The following is a 15,781-nucleotide window of genomic DNA, read 5'->3' on the forward strand; positions in this document are numbered from 1 at the left end:
CGCGGGGGCGATCAGCCGCTCGTGCACCGACACCGCTCCGGCTAGAACCCTGTGCCGTCGCGGAATCGCGCCGTCTTGACCTGGTGGAGCTGGTATTCCATGGCCGCGGTCTTGCGGGCGGTGTCCGCGGCGATGATGCGCCGGGCGACCGGGCCCCACACCGCGAGGAACACGCCCACCAGGATCGGCATGCCGCCGGCCAGCCAGCCGCCGCCGCTGGCGAGGAAATAGATGCCCATGATGACGAAGCCGATGCCGAAGCCGACCATCAGTACCAGTAGCAGGTTGTGCCCGAAGCGCATCGCGGGCGAGTTGTGCACCGTGATGTTGTGCCGGATCAGGGCATCGACCGGGTTGTCCGTCGCGGGGTCCGCGGCCGCCCGGGCCGCCGCGTCGTGGTGCTGCCAGCCGGCGCCCGGTTCGCGATCGCCCGGGCCGGGGTTAACCGGATATCCATACATGGCGGTGAGCGTAAAAGATCGTCGCTACCGCCGCGAGGCCTCCTGGTGGTAATCGTCCACCGCGCGGTCGAATGCGCCCGGTTCGAGCCGCAGTGGGGCACCGCTGGGCGGGCCCAGCCGCCGCAGTGCGGGCAGGCGAGCGTCCGGCCACCGGCCGCCGCGCTTGTTGCGGTCCAGCGCTTCCTGCCCGGCCTCGGTGAGCCAGTATCGCCCCGCCCCGGTCGCCAGGAGTCCGGCCGCGGAGAGCCGGCCGGCCGCCTGGGTGAACTCGGCCTCGCTCAGGATGGCGTGCTGGAGGGCGTCCGCGATCGCGATCACCCTGGCCAGCGTGACGGGCTCCGCCGCGCTCGAGCCGTCCAGGGTCATCAACACCCACGCGTCTGAGGTGGTCCACAGGGTCGTCATGATCGGCATGCTAGCCGGCCTGGGCAAAGCCATCTATGCGTCAAGCCGGGTCGGGGGTCACCGGAAAGCGTTCCGGTGACCCCGGACCGGCGTGTCAGGCGGTGAACCGAACGCGACGCCGGCGCACCAGCAGCAGGCCCAGCGCGCCCGCGAGGAGCAGTGCGCCGCCGGCCGCGCCCACCAGGCCGGCGTTCGCGCCGGTGACCGGGAGGCCGGCGCCGCTGCCGCCGGAGAGCTGCACCGTGATCTTCGCGGCGTCGTTGCGGGCGTCGCGGTCGAGCGGCTCGGTGAGGCTGAAGAGGTCCTCGTTGATCCGTACCTGGCCGGCCTCGGCGGAGGCGTTCTCGCGCACCTCGAAGGTGAAGTCGAAGAGGGTGGACGCCTTCGGCTCGGTCTTGTCACGGTCGGTGAAGCAGAGGTACTCCGAGGCGCCCGCGAAGTTCTTGCCCGGGCCCTCCGGCTCCACGTCCTCGTCGAAGACGAGCGCCAGGCAATCGTCGTCTGCCTCGGTCGCCCGCAGGCCGGCCGGGACGAGGATGTGCGCCGTCGATTCGACGTTGTCGAAGATGCGGTGGTAGAGCGTGCCCGGCCCGTTGTTCACGAAGCCGACCTTGGTGCGCACCTTGTCCCCCGCGGTCCCCGCGACGGTGGCCCCGATCGCGGCCAGGTCCGGGTGCCGGTCGCCGCCGACGACGAACTCGCTGAGCACGAGGTTGTTGTCGAGATCGGTGTCGACCTGGTTCCGGGTCGCCAGCTTGCCCTTCTTCGCCGGCGCGACGCGCAGTTCGGCCGGGGCGCCGGTGCCCTTCGGGCCGAGGACCTCGTCGTCGAGCTCGTCCGCGAGGTCGATCAGTTCCTTGAAGTCCGAGGGGGTGTACCAGCCGCCGACCGCACTCGCGCGGCTGCCCGCCGCGGCGTCGGCCGGAATCTCCAGGCCCATCGGCGTGGACAGCTCGTAGCTGGTACCGGTCGCCAGCTCGTCGTCGAAGGTGCAGACGGTGAGGAGGCCGTACGTACAGTTACTGAAGCCACCACCCTCGGTCAGACTCGGGTCCCAGCCCACCATCACCAGCACCACGCCCTTGACCGGCCGGGTACCGACGTTGGCCACCCGCAGGTCGGCGACGACGCGCGCGCCGGGCGCGACGGTGACCGGCTTGGCGACGACGCCGGCCAGGTCGACGCCCTCGCCGATGTTGACCGTCGACTGCGACGTGACCGCCGGGCCACCGTCGAACCGCGCGGTGAAGGCCAGCTTGCCCTCGGCGTCCTGAGCGGCGCCGGGCTTCGCGGTCACCGACAGCGCGAGCAGGGCCAGCAGGTTCGTACCGGCCTCGAGCTCGATCGGGCCGCGGATCTCACACGTGATCACCGTGCCGGCCCGGCCGCAGGAATCGCCGTCGAACTCCTCGAACTCGGAGAAGGCCTCGACGGTGACGATGTCGTCGACGTCCGCGGTGTCCACGCTCACGGTCGCCTTGCCGACCGCGGCCGGAGCGGTGCCCGGCACGTCGACCCAGGCGAACAGCGCGCTGGTCTTGGAGTCCTTGCCGACCACCGAAATGTCGGGGAAGTGCAGACGCACCGCGGGATCCGCGGCCGACGCCGGGGTTCCGGGTGCCGCCACGACCGCGGCCGCCAGGAGAGCGACCGCCGATCCGGTCAGCAGGCGGTGAAGGGCGCGGCGCATGGTGATTTTTCCTCCCGGTGAACGACGAAGCCGCGTGAGCCTAGTTGGCGATGATCATCCGGCGACCCCACCGTTCGGCCAGGACCCGATCCACCCTTGACCACGAACGGTCACCACGGTCACCAACCGTGTTCGATGCCTTACCGGAAAATGGTTCTCCGGCCGATGGGCCGCTTCGTAGGCTGCGATGGTGAGCTCACCGGAGGTCCTGACCGTGCGCAGGCTGGCCATGGGGTTGTTCGTCGAGTACCTCGGCGAGACGAACACCGACCACCTGATGGTCGGCATCGATGATCCGCCGCCCGTCTGCGACCGCCAGTGGTACGGGCATCCGGGTGTGATCTGGGAGCCGGCGATGCAGCACGTGCAGGTCACCTGGGTCGGCCTGGAGGAGACGGTCGCCAGTTTCGGTGTTGGTTACAGCTGCGACAGCCGCCACTTCTACGGCGCGCTGGGCGTCATCTCAGCCGCGGAGTAAGAGACGCGACGGCTTCGTGTGCTGGCGGGACGGTCTCCCCTGGAGTGACAGAACCGGCCGGCGGCCAGGGTGACCACCTCGTCGACCGCCGCCAGGCCGTCCGTGCGGTGGGTGATCAGCAGGACCGTGCGGTCGCCCGCGGCCGCCAGCAGGTCGCGGGTCAGCGCCGCCGCCGTCTCCTCGTCGAGGTGTTCGGTGGGCTCGTCCAGGATCAGCACCGGCGTGCCGGCCAGCAGCGCCCGGGCCAGCGCGAGCCGCCGCCGCTGCCCACCGGACAGGGCCAGGCCGTGCTCGCCGACCAGGGTGTCGAGCCCGTGCGGCAGGGAGTCCACCCAGTCCAGCAGCCTTGCCGTTCGCAGCGCGGCGCGCAGGTCGTCCGGCGACGCGTCGCGGCCGGCGATGCGCAGGTTCTCGCCGATCGTCGTGTCGAACAGGTACGCGTCCTCGCCCAGGTAGCCGACGATCCGCCGGACCCGGTCGGGATCCAGGCTCCGCAGGTCCGTCCCGTTCAGGGTGACCCGGCCGGATCCGGGGTCGAGGAAGCGGACGAGCAGGGCCGCGATCGTGGACTTTCCCGATCCGCTCGGTCCCACCAGCGCGACCCGGGCGCCCGGTGCGAGCGTCAGGTCCACGTTGCGCAGCGCCGTCCGGCCCGGCGCCCAGCCCGCGGTCACGTTCTCCAGCCGCAGCGTGTACGGGCCGGCGGGCACCACGTCCGGGTCGGGCACGGCGGTCACCGGGTCGGGCGCCGCGAAGACCTCGGCGAGCCGGCGCAGCGCCGCCCGCGCACCGGCCCAGCGCTGTGCGGCCGCCGGCAGCGTGCCCGCGGTCTCGAAGACGGCGAGCGGCGTGAGCACGACGACGGCGAGCAGCTCGCCGGAGAGCCGGCCGCCGCGGACCGCCACGGCGCCCGCGGCGAGCCCCACGAGCAGGCACACGCCGGTGCCGAGCGCGGTCACCGCGGCGGAGACCCCCGTGGCGGCGGCCGAGCGTTCCTCCGCGCGGCGCAGCCGGGCGTCCACCTCGTCGAGCCGGGCCAGGCGGCGCGCCACCGACCCGTACGCGATCAGGTCGGGCAGGCCGTGCAGCAGGTCGACGGTGGTCGTGGCCAGCTCGCCGCGCAGCGGGGCGAGCCGGCCGTCGGCGCGGCGCGCGGCGGCGGACTGGAGCATCGGCACGACCAACCCGACAAGCGTCAGGGCCGCCGCCAGCGTCAGCCCGGCGGCCGGCAGCAGCGTGCCGACCAGGGCCACCGCCCCGATCCCGACCAGCGCGGCCACCGCGTAGGGCAGCAACACCCGGGTGACCAGGTCCAGCACGGCGTCGACGTCGGCGACGAGGCGCTGCACCAGGTCGGCGCGGCGGAAGTCGGCCAGCCCGGCCGGTGCGAGCCGCTCCAGCCGGGCGAACACCCGCACCCGCAGCCCGCCGAGGATCCGCAGCGCCGCGTCGTGGCCGATGAGACGTTCGAGGTAGCGCAGGGCGCCGCGGCCGATGCCGCAGGCGCGGACGACGACGATGGCGACCATCAGATGCAGCACCGGCGGGTGCAGCGCGGCGCGCGAGATGAGCCAGGCGGACGTGGCCATCAGCGCGATGCCCGCGCCCGCCGCGCCGGCACCGGCGAGCACCGCGAGCAGCAGCCGGCCAGAGGCGGGCCGCAGGACCGCGAGGACGTTCATGCCGCGACCGCCGCCGGTGCCAGGCTGATCACGCGGTCGGCCAGCGCGATCAGCTCCGGGCGGTGGGCGGCGATGACGACGGTACGGCCGCGCGCGAGCCGCCGCACGGCGGCCATGATGCCCGCCGCGGTGCCGGCGTCGAGATTGGCGGTGGGCTCGTCGAGCAGCACGATCGGTGCGTCGCGCAGGAACGCCCGGGCCAGCGCGACCCGCTGCCGCTGCCCGGCGGAGAGGCCTGCGCCGTCGTCGCCGAGCGGCGTGTCGCCGTCGGTGAAACCGTCCACCCCGGCCAGTCGCGCGGCAGCGGCCACGTCGCCCGCGGCACCGAGCGCGATGTTCTCGCGGACCGTGCCCGCGAACAGGTGGGGCCGCTGCGGCACCCAGGCGATCCGGGTACGCCACGCGTCGGGGTCCACGGCCGCCAGCGGTACGCCGCCGACGGTGACCCGGCCCGCGTCCGGCTGCACGAGGCCGAGCAGCACCGCGAGGGCGGTGGACTTGCCGCAGCCGCTGGGTCCGGTGAGGGCGACGACCTCGCCGGGTTCGATGCGCGCCGAGAGCCGCAGGGCGTCGGTGTCCCGGCCCGGGTAGCGCACGACGACGTCTTCGAAGGCGAGGGCGCCCGCCGGCGGCGCGGCGGTTCCGGCGGACGGCACCGGCGTCTCGAGGATCTCGAACGCGTCCGCGGCCGCCGCCAGGCCCTCGGCGCTGGCGTGATAGTTCGCGCCGACCTGGCGCAGCGGCAGGTACGCCTCCGGCGCGAGGATCAGCACGAGCAGCGCGGTCGTCAGGTCCAGCTGCCCGGAGACCAGCCGCAGCCCGATGCCGACCGCGACCAGCGCCACCGAGAGGGTGGCGAGCAGCTCCAGCACCAGCGACGACAGGAACGCCGTGCGCAGGGTGCGCATGGTCAGCCGCCGCTGATCGGCGCTGATCCGGCGGATCGTGCCGGCCTGCGCGCGGGCCCGGCCGAACAGCTTCAGCGTCGGCAGGCCGGCGACGACGTCGAGGAAGTGGTGCGACAGCCGGGCCAGCAACCGGAACTGGCGGCGGTTCGCGGCCTCGGTGTGCAGGCCGATCAGGGCCATGAAGACCGGGATCAGCGGCAGGGTCAGCGCGATGGTCGCGGCCGCGACCAGGTCGGCCGGCACCAGCCGGGCCAGGACGATCACCGGAACCAGCGCCGCCAGCACCAGTTGCGGCAGGTACCGCGCGAAGTACGCGTCGAGCGCGTCGAGCCCGCGGGTAACCAGCGTGACCGCCGCGCCGGTGCGGGCCGGCCGGTTCGCGCCCAGCGCGGCCAGCCGGGCGAGCACCTGGCGGCGCAGCTCGGACTTCACACCGGCCGCGCAGCGCGCGGCGGCGACCTCCTGCGCCCACGCCACGAGGCAACGCCCGGCGACCACGGCCGCCAGCCACGCGAGCAACGGCGCCAGGTCCGCGGCGTCGGCGCCGCGCAGGAAGACGGCCGTGATCCCGTACGCGAGCAGGGTGGCCTGGCAGACGATCAGGACGGCGAGGGCGACGCCGAGCCCGACCGTGACCGCCAGGTACGCCCGGGCGGAGCGGGCGTACCGCAGCAGCCGCGGGTCGAGCGGTCTCACCCGGTCTCACCCGCACGCACCGGCGCGACCGGAATGTGTTCGACGGTGAGCCGCTTGCGGAACACCCAGTACGTCCAGCCCTGATAGACGAGCACGATGGGCGTGAACACCACGGCCACCCAGGTCATCACCGTCAGGGTGTAGGGGGTGGAGGCCGCGTTCGTGGTGGTGAGGCTGTTCGCGGACGCGATTGTCGACGGCATGACGTCGGGGAAGAGCGTGACGAACAGCGAGAACGTGGCGAGCACGACGGTCGCGCCGGTGGCCAGGAACGCCCAGCCCTCGCGGCGCAGGCGGGTGGCGACCGCGGCGCCGGCGAGGGCGAGCGCGGCGATGCCCGACAGGATCCAGCCCGCGGAGTCCGGGTGGGCGACGGCCGTCCACAGCAGGAAGCCGCCCGCGACCACGAGGGCCGGCACGGCGAGCGCGGCGGCGAGCCGGCCGGCCCGCTCGCGCATCTCGCCACCGGTCTTGAGGGCGAGGAACACGGCACCGTGCAGAGTGAAGAGCGTGAGGGTGGTGAGCCCGCCGAGCAACGCGTACGGGTTGAGCAGGTCGAGGAAGCCGCCGACGTACTCGTGGTCCGCGTCCAGCCGCACCCCGCGCACGATGTTGCCGAACGCCACTCCCCAGAGCAGCGCCGGTACCAGGCTGCCGCCGATGATGCAGTAGTCCCACCGGCGCTTCCAGACCGCATCGTCGCGCTTGCCGCGGTACTCGAAGGCGACCCCGCGCACGATCAGCGCCACGAGGATGATCAGCAACGGCAGGTAGAAGCCGGAGAACAGGGTGGCGTACCACTCCGGGAACGCGGCGAAGGTGGCGCCGCCGGCGACCAGCAGCCAGACCTCGTTGCCGTCCCAGACCGGGCCGATGGTGTTGATCAGCAGCCGTCGCTCGCGGTCGTCGCGGCCTAGGAACGGCAGCAGGATGCCGACGCCGAAGTCGAAGCCCTCGAGCAGGAAGTAGCCGGCCCAGAGCACCGCGATCAGCGCGAACCAGACGGTCGTGAGTTCCATGTCGGCCTCTCAGTATGCGAAGGCAAGCGGGCGGTCGGCTTCCTCTTCGTCCGGCGGCGGGGGTAACTCGGGCGCCCCGGCGCCGGCGTACTTGACGAAGAGGCCGACCTCGACGACCGCGAGCACGCCGTAGAGCACGGTCAGGACGATCAGCGAGGTGGCGGCCTCGGCGGTGCTGACCGACGGCGAGCCGCTCCTGGCGGTGGTGAACACGCCGAAGACGGTCCACGGCTGGCGGCCCATCTCCGTGAAGATCCAGCCGAAGGAGTTGGCGAGCAGCGGCATGGCGATTGTCGAGATGGCCGCGTACCACAGCCAGCGGCTCGCCGGGGTCCGGCCGCCCCGGGTGGCCCAGAGCGCCACCGCCGCCACCAGCATGGCGAGGAGGCCGAAGCCGATCATCAGGCGGAACGACCAGTACGTGACCGGCACGTACGGCGTGTAGTTGCCCGGGCCGTACTTCTCGGCGTACGCCTGTTGCAGGTCGTTGATCCCCTCGACCTCGCCGGTGGGGCTGCCGGTGGCCATGAAGGAGAGCAGCGACGGGATCCGGACGCTGGCCACCTCCTCGCGCCCGTCGAGCGAGCCGATGGTGAACAGTGAGAAGCCGGCCGGCCCGGTCGTCTCGTAGAGCGCCTCGGCCGCCGCCATCTTCATCGGCTGCTGCTCGGTCATGATCCGGGCCTGCAGGTCGCCGGTGATGAGCACGCCGACGCCCGCGACCAGCACCACCCAGGCGCCGAGCTTGAGGCCGGGCCGGAAGACCTCCTCCTGGTGGCGCTTGCGCAGGTGCCAGGCGCTGACGGCGAGCAGCACCGCGCCCGCGGTGAGGAAGCAGGCGGTGATCGTGTGCGGGAAGGTCACAAGCGTCGTGGAGTTGGTCAGGACCGCGCCGATGCTGTTCAGTTCGGCGCGACCGGTCTCGGCGTTGAGCTCGTAGCCGACCGGGTGCTGCATCCACGAGTTGGCGGCCAGGATGAAGTACGCGGACAGCAGCGTGCCGATCGACGCGAGCCAGATCGTGGCCAGGTGCAGCCCCTTCGGCAGGCGGTCCCAGCCGAAGATCCACAGCCCGAGGAACGTCGACTCGAGGAAGAACGCCAGCAGGCCCTCGATGGCCAGCGGCGCACCGAAGATGTCGCCGACGAAGCGCGAGTAGTCGCTCCAGTTCATGCCGAACTGGAACTCCTGCACGATGCCGGTGACCACGCCCATCGCGAAGTTGATCAGAAAGAGCTTGCCCCAGAACTTGGTGGCGCGCAGATAGTGCTCCTTGCCGGTGCGCACCCAGGCGGTCTGCAGCCCGGCCACCAGCGCCGACATCCCGATGGTGATCGGCACGAAGAAGAAGTGGTAGACGGTGATGATGCCGAACTGCCATCGGGCCAGGTCGAGCGCGTCCACGGGAGAGTCCTTTCCACGACTGTGCTCGAGTCTGCGCGGCACCGGAGGCCGGGTTCAGGGCTGAAGGTCCCGGCACGCCAGGACCGTGGACCCGCCGCGCGCGTCCTAGGAACCTGGCCTACTCGGCAGGGCTCTTCGGCAGCCTCATCCCAGATGTCGCCGGCCGGGGGCCCGGCGGGGTGCAGCGCCCACTGTGCATGATCTCCGCAGGTCGGGAAGTGTCCTTCCGGTACTTCCACACGCCCGGATGACCGTCGTCGCCGGTGTCACGAGGTTTCGTGATCTTTGCCGGCGCGGGTCGTCGCCGACGGCCGGTTGCGCTGGGTGAGTGACCAGCGGCGTGGCGACTTCCGCGTCCAGTACTGGTGCTGGTGGCGGGTGGCCAGGGTTTCGGGGTGCCGGAGGCCCTGCACCCGCCCGCGCACGGGCAGCAGGGCGGCGAAAAGGTCCCGGGCGGCATTCGGGTCACCCGCCCGCCCGGTCCAGTAGGCGTGTTCGTGGCGGGTCGTCAGGGCCTCGGGGTGCTCGCTGCCCTGCACCCGCTCGACGACAGGCAGCAGGGCGGCGAACAGCCTCTGCGCCGCTCTCGGGTCACCCGCCTCCCCCGTCCAGCGCGCGTGTTCGTGGCGGGTGGCCAGGGTCTCCGGGTGCTCGCGTCCCTGGTGCCGCTCGACGACGGGCAGCAGAACCGCGAACAGATCCCGCGCGGCCTTCGCGTCACCCGCCTCCCCCATCCAGTAGGCATGGTTGTGGCGGGCGGTCAACGTGGAGGGATGTTCGCCGCCCAGCACCCGCTCGACCACGGGCAACAGGGCCGCGAACAGGTCCCGCGCGGCCTTGGCGTCCCCCGCCAGCCCGGTCCAGTACGCGTGGTTGTGGCGCGTGTCCAGGGCACCGGGATGCTCGCCGCCCAGCACCCGCTCCACGACAGGCAACAGGGCCGCGAACAGATCCCGGGCCGCCGCCCGGTCACCCACGTCCCCCGTCCAGCGCGCGTGGTTGTGGCGGGCGGCCAGGGTCTCCGGGTGCTCGTCGCCCAGGACCCGCCCGACGGTCGGCAGCAGCTCGGCGAACAGATCCCGGGCCGCCGCCCGGTCACCCGCCTCCCCGGTCCAGCGCGCGTATTCCTGGCGGGTGGTCAGGGTGTCGGGGTACTCGGCACCCAGCACCCGCTCGACCACCGGCAACAGGCCGGCGAACAGATCCCGGGCCGCCGCCCGGTCACCGGCCTGTCCGGTCCAGGACGCGTGGTTGCGGCGGGTGGTCAGGGTGTCGGGGTGCTCGGCACCCAGCACCCGCTCGACCACCGGCAACAGGCCGGCGAACAGATCCCGGGCCGCCGCCGGGTCACCCGCCTCCCCGGTCCAGGACGCGTGGTCGCGGCGGGTCGAGAGGGTGTCGGAGTGCTCGTCGCCCAGGATCCGCCGGCGTACCGGGAGCACGGCGGCGAGCAGCTCCCGCGCGGGCAGGTACAGCCCGGCCGCGCCGAGGTAGCCGGCCGTGCGGTGCGCCATCGACGCGGCGGCGGCGAGCGCCTCGTCGCCGGCGGCGGGTTCGCCGGCGACCTGGGCGAACAGGTGGGTGGCGTGCGGGGCGAGCGTCTGCCAGGTCGGCCAGTTCACGGGATCGTCGGGTGCGCCCCCGGCCGCACCGCCCAGCAGGTCGACGGCCAGCGCGAGGTAGCCGGCGTCCCGCTGCGCGGCATGCAGGTGACGGCGGCTGGTGTCGCGGATGAGGGGATGCAGCCGCACCAGGATCATCCCCATCGGGGCGTGGTCGAGGGTGAGCAGGCCGACGCCGGTCAGCGCCTGCAGCAGCCCGGCGAGGTCCTCGGGGGTGAGGCCGGGCAGCAGGGGCGAGGCGGCGAGGACGGCGTGGTCGAGCACGTTCGTGGGTATCGGCGCGTCGGCGAAGGTGGCCAGCAGCCGCAGCAGGGTACGGGCCCGGGGCAGGCCACGGCTGTCGAGCAGGTCCAGCGACAGTTCCCAGGTCCGGTCGATGGTGCGGCGGGCCTGAGCCTCGGTCGGCGTACCGCCGGGCGGGTTCTGCGCGGGGGCCTCGCCGGCGGCGAGCGCGGCGCGGTAGCCGGCGAACGTGGATCGCGGGCCGGTGACGCCGGTGCGGTGCGCCTGGCCGATGGTCTGACCGGCGATGCTCAGCGCCAGGGGCAGGCAGCCGAGGCGTACGGCCAGGGCGGTGGTCTCGTCGAGGGTGCCGGCGGCGGTGCCCGCGTGGCTGAACAGAACCTGCGCGCCGTCGGCGGGGGTGAGCATCCCGACCGGGTGCAGCTGGTACCAGTCGTGGTGGCCCGCGCCGTGGTGCTGCCGGGAGGGCCAGGTGGCGGGGTCCCCGTCGCGGGTGGTGATGATCAGCATGCCGCGCCGCCGGGGTACCGGGCGGATCCAGCCCCGCCCGGCGGCGACCGGCTCGCCGGCCGGGGCGAGCAGGCGGCTGTCGTCGGCGTTGTCGACGATCAGCAGCCACCGGCCCGGTAGCTGGGCCAGCAGCCGCCACACCAGGTCGGGGCCGCTGCCGGCGTCGGACCAGGCGTGGTGGATGTCGGCATCGGAGGCGCCGAGATCGGCGGCGAGCAGCCGCATCCCGGCCTGCAGCTGGGTCGCGGTGGCGGCCGACACCCACCACACGCGGGCACCGCCACGGCCGAGACGCTCGGCGAGCAGCTGAGCAACGGTGGTCTTCCCGGCGCCGCCCATGCCGTGCAGGACGTGCACCCGCGGCCGGTCGCGGGCCCGCCACCGGTGCGAACCGGCCAGCTGGTCCACCAGCCGGGCGCGGCCGCGGATCTCGGCGTCGATCAGCTCCGGCGGCCTGAGCGAGGCCATGCCCGGCCGGTTGGCGGCCGGCCGGCGCGGCAGGACCGAAAGGACCGTCGCGCCCGAGCGGGCCGCGGCGTCCGTCCCCGACAGGCGGTGCTGCACGACCGCGAGCAACACCAGCAGCACCGTGGAGCCGGCCACGATGGACCAGACCAGGGTCGGGTCGTGCACCCACCCCCAGTCGGGCAGCATGCCGGTGCCGATGTTGGTCGCCGCACCCAGCGCCGCGGTGAGCAGGACCGCCACGGCCGCCATCGCGGCCAGGGCCCAGCCGCGCCCCTGCCGGGCCGGGTCGGTCATGTGCGGGCTCCCCGGTTCGCGTCCCGGCCGGCCGGGACGCAATCATGTCGGCTCATCGCGCGGCGACCTCCTTTCCGGACACCACGGTATTGGCACGAGAGGCCACCCACACAACCGGAGAACCGTCTTTTCCGGGTACCGGCCGCCCGCAATGCGAAAGCGTTTCGGAGAGCGGTTCTGCTTAAGTGTCTTGGTGATCAATTGCGGCCCGCCATCCGGGTTCCGGCGTTCGACGCCGCCTCACCGCACCCATGGCCGATCGCCGCGACTGGACCGGCGCGGAACCACCCTCGTGGCGGCGATCGACCGGATCTTCACCATCACGGCGCCCTGGAGCCGCCGATCGGTCGAGCAGCGGCGCCGGATTCCGTTCAGCGCAGCGTCAGCCGGAAGACCCTCGCGCCGGACGCCCATGCCGAGCGCAGATCGTTCCGATCCGGATCGCCGTTCGCGTCAAATCCGATCTTGTTGAATTTGGCGAAGTTGCGATTGTCCCGCGCGATCACGGCGTAGTTCTCGACCACCGCCGCCTCGTCCGCCAGGACGATGACGTCGGCGAGGCGCCGCTCGCCCTTGAAGCGAACCTCCACCGGCTCGCCGGTCCGCAGATTCTTCCCCCAGGCGAACGGCGACCCGATCAGCAGGACACCCTCGTGCGGCGTGTAGGCGACCGGCACCGTGTATCGCCTGCCGGACTTGCGACCCACCACATAGAGCGTGATCAGCCGCCGACCGACCAGTCGCGACAGGAACGGGATGCGCAGCAGGCCACGGACGAACCGGTTCGCCACGCCTTGAAGGGCCATGGTCTCGGCCCGGCCGGCGGCTCCCGGCGACGACTGCGATCCGACATGATCGTCTGTCATGCGGCGACCTTCCACACGCTGGTACCGATGCCTGCATCCTCCGATGGAGGCTATACCCGGCGCTGGGGATCAGACGGCCGCCGGCTGGAAGAGTTCGACGGGGTTTCCGGCCGGGTCGTCCAGGACGATCTGCCGGCCGCCGGGCCCGCTGACCACGTCGCTGCGGAACTCGACGCCGGCGGCGCGCAGCCGGGCCACCTCGGCGGCGATGTCGTCGACGAGCAGGTGGATGCGGTTCCAGCCGCCGGGGTGCGGGGTGCGGCCGTCGGGCATCGGCCGTCCCGCGGAGCTGGCCGGGCCTGACAGCAGCAGCCGCAGGTTGCCGCGGCGCACGTCGGCGAAGGCGGGCGGGAAGGCCGCGCCGGCGGCGAAGCCCAGGTGGGTGGTGTAGAAGTCGACGGCGGCCTGTACGTCGTCCACCAGGTAGCGGACGTGGACTGTGCCGTCGGTGTGGCTGGTCATGATGCCTCCGAGGGTTGTCGGGCGGCGATGCCGTGCAGCAGGAACCCGATGCGCTCGCCGAGCTCGGCGGCGACGCGCACGAAGGCGGGCAGGCCGTCCGGATCGCGCGCCGGGTCCGGAATGCTCCAGTGCACCGCCGGCGGGTGGCCCGGGAAGTCGGGACAGATCTCCCGCACCCGGTCACACAGGGTGATGACATGGTCGAAGTGCCGCCCGGCGAACTCGTCGAAATGCTTCGGGCGGGCGGTGCCGAGCTCGGGGAAGAGCTCTATCGCGTACGGATGCAGGGGTTTGGGGTGGCTCCCGGCGCTGCACGCCTCGACGGCCGGGCCGCAGTCGCGCCGGAGCAGCGCCTCGGCCATCTGGGAGCGGGAGCTGTTGCCGGTGCACAGGAAGAGCACGCTCGCACGAACGGGCGGCGGCGGGGACGGCCGGGCCATCCGCAACGCGGGGTGCAGCGCCCCGCCGGTCTCGGCGAGCAGGTCGCCGCAGCGCGCGAGGTCGAGGCGGTAGAAGGTGTCGCGGCCGTCGGCGCTGCTGCGCCGCGCGCCGACCAGCTCCGCCCTGCGTAGCCGGCCCAGGTGGTAGGAGACCAGGCTCTGCGGCTGATCGAGCAGGGCGGTCAGCTCATGCACCTGCCGGTCGCTGGCGGCCAGCTCGCTCAGCAGCCGCCAACGGACCGGATGGCCGGCGGCGTGCAGGAAGGTCGGTGGGCCGGCCGCGTCCCGATGCTGGTCACGTGCCATCTGACGAGAATACATCAAATCAGTTTGATGGACTACCCGTGGTCGATCGGTGTCACCAGGCCGGACTCGTAGGCGAAGACCACGAGTTGGGCCCGGTCACGGGCGTGGAGCTTGGCCATGGCCCGGTTGATGTGCGTCTTCGCGGTCATCGGGCTGATCACCATGCGGGCCGCGATCTGGTCGTTGGACAGCCCCAGCGCGACCAGGGCGACGGACTCGCGTTCGCGGGCGGTCAGCCCCGCCAGGCCCGCGCCGGACGCCGGGGCGAGCGGCCGGCTGACGAACCGGTCGATCAGCTTGCGGGTGATCGACGGGGCGAGCAGCGCGTCACCGCGCGCCGCGACGCGTACGGCGTGCAGAAGGTCGTCCGGCTCGATGTCCTTGACGAGGAATCCGGCCGCGCCGGCGCGCAACGCGTCGAAGACGTACTCGTCCATGCCGTAGTTGGTCAGGATGACGACGTGCACCCCGGCCAGGGCCGGGTCCGCGACGATGCGCCGCGTCGCCTCGATGCCGTCGACGATCGGCATCTGGATGTCGATGAGGGCGACGTCGGGCAGGTGCTCCCTGGCCAGGGCCAGTCCCTGCCCCCCGTCGGCGGCCTCGGCGACCACCTCGATGTCGTCCTCGAGGTCGAGAAGCGCGCGGAAGCCGCTGCGGATGAGCGGCTGGTCGTCGACCAGCAGGACACGGATCATGACGCCCGGCCCACGGGGAGCTCGGCCTCGACGGTGAAGCCGCCACCGCCGCGCGGCTCCGTCCGCAGGCGGCCGCCGAGGGCGGTGACCCGCTCGCGCATGCCGAGCAGCCCGGCGCCGGGAACCGGGGCGGTGTCCGGTGTGGCCCTGCCGTCGTCGTCGACCCGTACGGCGAGGGCGTCCGGGCGGAAGTCGATCCGCACCGACGCGGCGGCGGCGCCGGCGTGGCGGGCGACATTGGTGAGCGACTCCTGGACGATCCGGTAGACGGTCCGGTCCACCGCGTCCGGCACGTCGGGCCGCTGCCCCGCAATGGTCAGCGTCGCGTCCAGGCCGATGGTCCGGGCCCGTTCCACCAGTTCCGGTACCTGGTCGAGACCGCGCGGCGGGGTCGTGCCGTCGTCGCGCAGCGCCTCCAGGGTCGCGCGCAGCTCCCGGGCCGCCTCGCGCCCGGCCTGCTGGATCGCCAGCAGGGCGTCCGGCACCTGTTCGCCGCGCCTGCGGGCCACGTGCACGGCGACGTCGGCCTGCAACCTGACGATCGAGATCTGGTGGGTCAACGAGTCGTGCAGCTCCCGCGCGATCCGCAGCCGCTCCTCGTCGGCGCGGCGCCGCGCGGTCTCCTCCCGGGTGCGCTCGGCCTCCTCCGCGCGCCGTTCGGCCTGCCGCAGCGCCTCCCCCGCGGCGCCCGCCGCGAGCAGCCAGGCCAGCTCGAGGGCGCCGCGGGCCCGCGCGAACGCCTCTCCCGTGTCGTGCAGGCCCGAGGCCAGGGCCGCGAGCGGGAGCGCGGCCAGCATGGCCGCACTCACCGCCACCGTGACGCCACGATGCCCCGCCCGCACCGCGGCGTAGACCGCGAACAGGTAGGCGACGGCGGGCACGTCGAAGCCCGCGGCCTGGTAACCCACCGCGCACAGTCCGGTGGCGACCAGCACGGCGACCGGAGCCCGGCGGCGGGCGGCCAGCGCCAGGCCGCCGGCCGGCAGGAGTGCGTAACCCAGCAGGCCGGGACCCGTGGCCGGGTGACCCCCGGACAGCCCGGTGACCAGCAGCGTCGTCGCCACGCCGGCGGCGATCGCCCAGTCCCCGGCGACGGCCCGGCCTGTGCTCATGCGCGCACCCTAACCGG

At 73.1% G+C, this 15,781-nt stretch carries 14 protein-coding genes; 1 reads left to right on the forward strand and 13 read right to left on the reverse strand.

Annotated features, from left to right (window positions below):
* Positions 1–41 precede the first annotated feature (41 nt).
* The 3 genes from AB0B58_RS32120 to AB0B58_RS32130 form a co-directional block, all read right to left on the reverse strand.
* Positions 42–461 carry a hypothetical protein gene (locus AB0B58_RS32120; RefSeq protein WP_360231241.1) on the reverse strand — a complete coding sequence of 140 codons (420 nt, stop codon included), beginning with the start codon at positions 459–461 and terminating at the stop codon, positions 42–44.
* 24 nt (positions 462–485) lie between these two features.
* Positions 486–866, reverse strand: a complete 381-nt coding sequence (locus tag AB0B58_RS32125) for a hypothetical protein (protein WP_360231244.1) — start codon at positions 864–866, stop codon at positions 486–488.
* Positions 867–960: 94 nt separating this feature from the next.
* A complete protein-coding gene (locus AB0B58_RS32130; RefSeq protein WP_360231247.1) occupies positions 961–2,556 on the reverse strand; it encodes an LPXTG cell wall anchor domain-containing protein in 1,596 nt (531 codons plus the stop codon).
* Positions 2,557–2,746: 190 nt separating this feature from the next.
* Between AB0B58_RS32130 and AB0B58_RS32135 the strand changes: the two genes are divergently transcribed.
* Entirely contained in the window at positions 2,747–3,034 is a 288-nt protein-coding gene (locus AB0B58_RS32135; RefSeq protein ID WP_360231250.1) for a hypothetical protein, read from the forward strand.
* Here AB0B58_RS32135 and cydC read toward each other — a convergent pair.
* From cydC to AB0B58_RS32185, 10 genes are all read right to left on the reverse strand, one after another.
* Positions 2,998–4,716: a thiol reductant ABC exporter subunit CydC gene (gene cydC / locus AB0B58_RS32140; RefSeq protein ID WP_360231253.1), complete on the reverse strand. Its 1,719-nt coding sequence runs from the start codon at positions 4,714–4,716 to the stop codon at positions 2,998–3,000. The two genes, AB0B58_RS32135 and cydC, sit on opposite strands and share 37 nt — an antisense overlap.
* A complete protein-coding gene (gene cydD, locus AB0B58_RS32145; RefSeq protein ID WP_360231256.1) occupies positions 4,713–6,320 on the reverse strand; it encodes a thiol reductant ABC exporter subunit CydD in 1,608 nt (535 codons plus the stop codon). The genes cydC and cydD overlap by 4 nt, the downstream gene beginning before the upstream one ends.
* Complete coding sequence (cydB, locus tag AB0B58_RS32150) at positions 6,317–7,339, reverse strand: cytochrome d ubiquinol oxidase subunit II (RefSeq protein WP_360231259.1); 1,023 nt, start codon at positions 7,337–7,339, stop codon at positions 6,317–6,319. The genes cydD and cydB overlap by 4 nt, the downstream gene beginning before the upstream one ends.
* A 9-nt stretch (positions 7,340–7,348) precedes the next feature.
* Positions 7,349–8,743 (reverse strand): cytochrome ubiquinol oxidase subunit I, encoded by a 1,395-nt coding sequence (locus tag AB0B58_RS32155; protein ID WP_360231262.1) that lies wholly within the window; start codon positions 8,741–8,743, stop codon positions 7,349–7,351.
* 266 nt (positions 8,744–9,009) lie between these two features.
* On the reverse strand, positions 9,010–11,880 hold the full coding sequence (locus tag AB0B58_RS32160) for a tetratricopeptide repeat protein (RefSeq protein ID WP_360231265.1): 2,871 nt from the start codon (positions 11,878–11,880) through the stop codon (positions 9,010–9,012).
* A 371-nt stretch (positions 11,881–12,251) separates the two neighbouring features.
* A complete protein-coding gene (locus AB0B58_RS32165) occupies positions 12,252–12,746 on the reverse strand; it encodes a hypothetical protein (RefSeq protein ID WP_360231268.1) in 495 nt (164 codons plus the stop codon).
* 69 nt (positions 12,747–12,815) lie between these two features.
* Complete coding sequence (locus tag AB0B58_RS32170; protein ID WP_360231271.1) at positions 12,816–13,208, reverse strand: VOC family protein; 393 nt, start codon at positions 13,206–13,208, stop codon at positions 12,816–12,818.
* A complete protein-coding gene (locus AB0B58_RS32175; RefSeq protein WP_360231274.1) occupies positions 13,205–13,954 on the reverse strand; it encodes an ArsR family transcriptional regulator in 750 nt (249 codons plus the stop codon). The genes AB0B58_RS32170 and AB0B58_RS32175 overlap by 4 nt, the downstream gene beginning before the upstream one ends.
* A 32-nt stretch (positions 13,955–13,986) precedes the next feature.
* Positions 13,987–14,652 carry a response regulator transcription factor gene (locus AB0B58_RS32180; protein WP_360231277.1) on the reverse strand — a complete coding sequence of 222 codons (666 nt, stop codon included), beginning with the start codon at positions 14,650–14,652 and terminating at the stop codon, positions 13,987–13,989.
* On the reverse strand, positions 14,649–15,764 hold the full coding sequence (locus tag AB0B58_RS32185; protein WP_360231281.1) for a histidine kinase: 1,116 nt from the start codon (positions 15,762–15,764) through the stop codon (positions 14,649–14,651). Before AB0B58_RS32185 ends, AB0B58_RS32180 begins: the two co-directional genes overlap by 4 nt.
* Positions 15,765–15,781: the final 17 nt, after the last annotated feature.

The organism is Actinoplanes sp. NPDC049118 (genome assembly GCF_040648555.1).
Classification (GTDB): domain Bacteria; phylum Actinomycetota; class Actinomycetes; order Mycobacteriales; family Micromonosporaceae; genus Actinoplanes.

Bases quoted from the DNA above. Each gene is read 5' to 3' on its own strand.
- AB0B58_RS32185 (WP_360231281.1), bottom strand. From the start codon at position 15,764: ATGAGCACAGGCCGGGCCGTCGCCGGGGACTGGGCGATCGCCGCCGGC.
- AB0B58_RS32180 (WP_360231277.1), bottom strand. From the start codon at position 14,652: ATGATCCGTGTCCTGCTGGTCGACGACCAGCCGCTCATCCGCAGCGGC.
- AB0B58_RS32130 (WP_360231247.1), bottom strand. From the start codon at position 2,556: ATGCGCCGCGCCCTTCACCGCCTGCTGACCGGATCGGCGGTCGCTCTC.
- AB0B58_RS32125 (WP_360231244.1), bottom strand. From the start codon at position 866: ATGACGACCCTGTGGACCACCTCAGACGCGTGGGTGTTGATGACCCTG.
- cydC (WP_360231253.1), bottom strand. From the start codon at position 4,716: ATGAACGTCCTCGCGGTCCTGCGGCCCGCCTCTGGCCGGCTGCTGCTC.
- AB0B58_RS32170 (WP_360231271.1), bottom strand. From the start codon at position 13,208: ATGACCAGCCACACCGACGGCACAGTCCACGTCCGCTACCTGGTGGAC.
- AB0B58_RS32165 (WP_360231268.1), bottom strand. From the start codon at position 12,746: ATGACAGACGATCATGTCGGATCGCAGTCGTCGCCGGGAGCCGCCGGC.
- cydB (WP_360231259.1), bottom strand. From the start codon at position 7,339: ATGGAACTCACGACCGTCTGGTTCGCGCTGATCGCGGTGCTCTGGGCC.
- AB0B58_RS32120 (WP_360231241.1), bottom strand. From the start codon at position 461: ATGTATGGATATCCGGTTAACCCCGGCCCGGGCGATCGCGAACCGGGC.
- AB0B58_RS32175 (WP_360231274.1), bottom strand. From the start codon at position 13,954: ATGGCACGTGACCAGCATCGGGACGCGGCCGGCCCACCGACCTTCCTG.
- AB0B58_RS32160 (WP_360231265.1), bottom strand. From the start codon at position 11,880: ATGACCGACCCGGCCCGGCAGGGGCGCGGCTGGGCCCTGGCCGCGATG.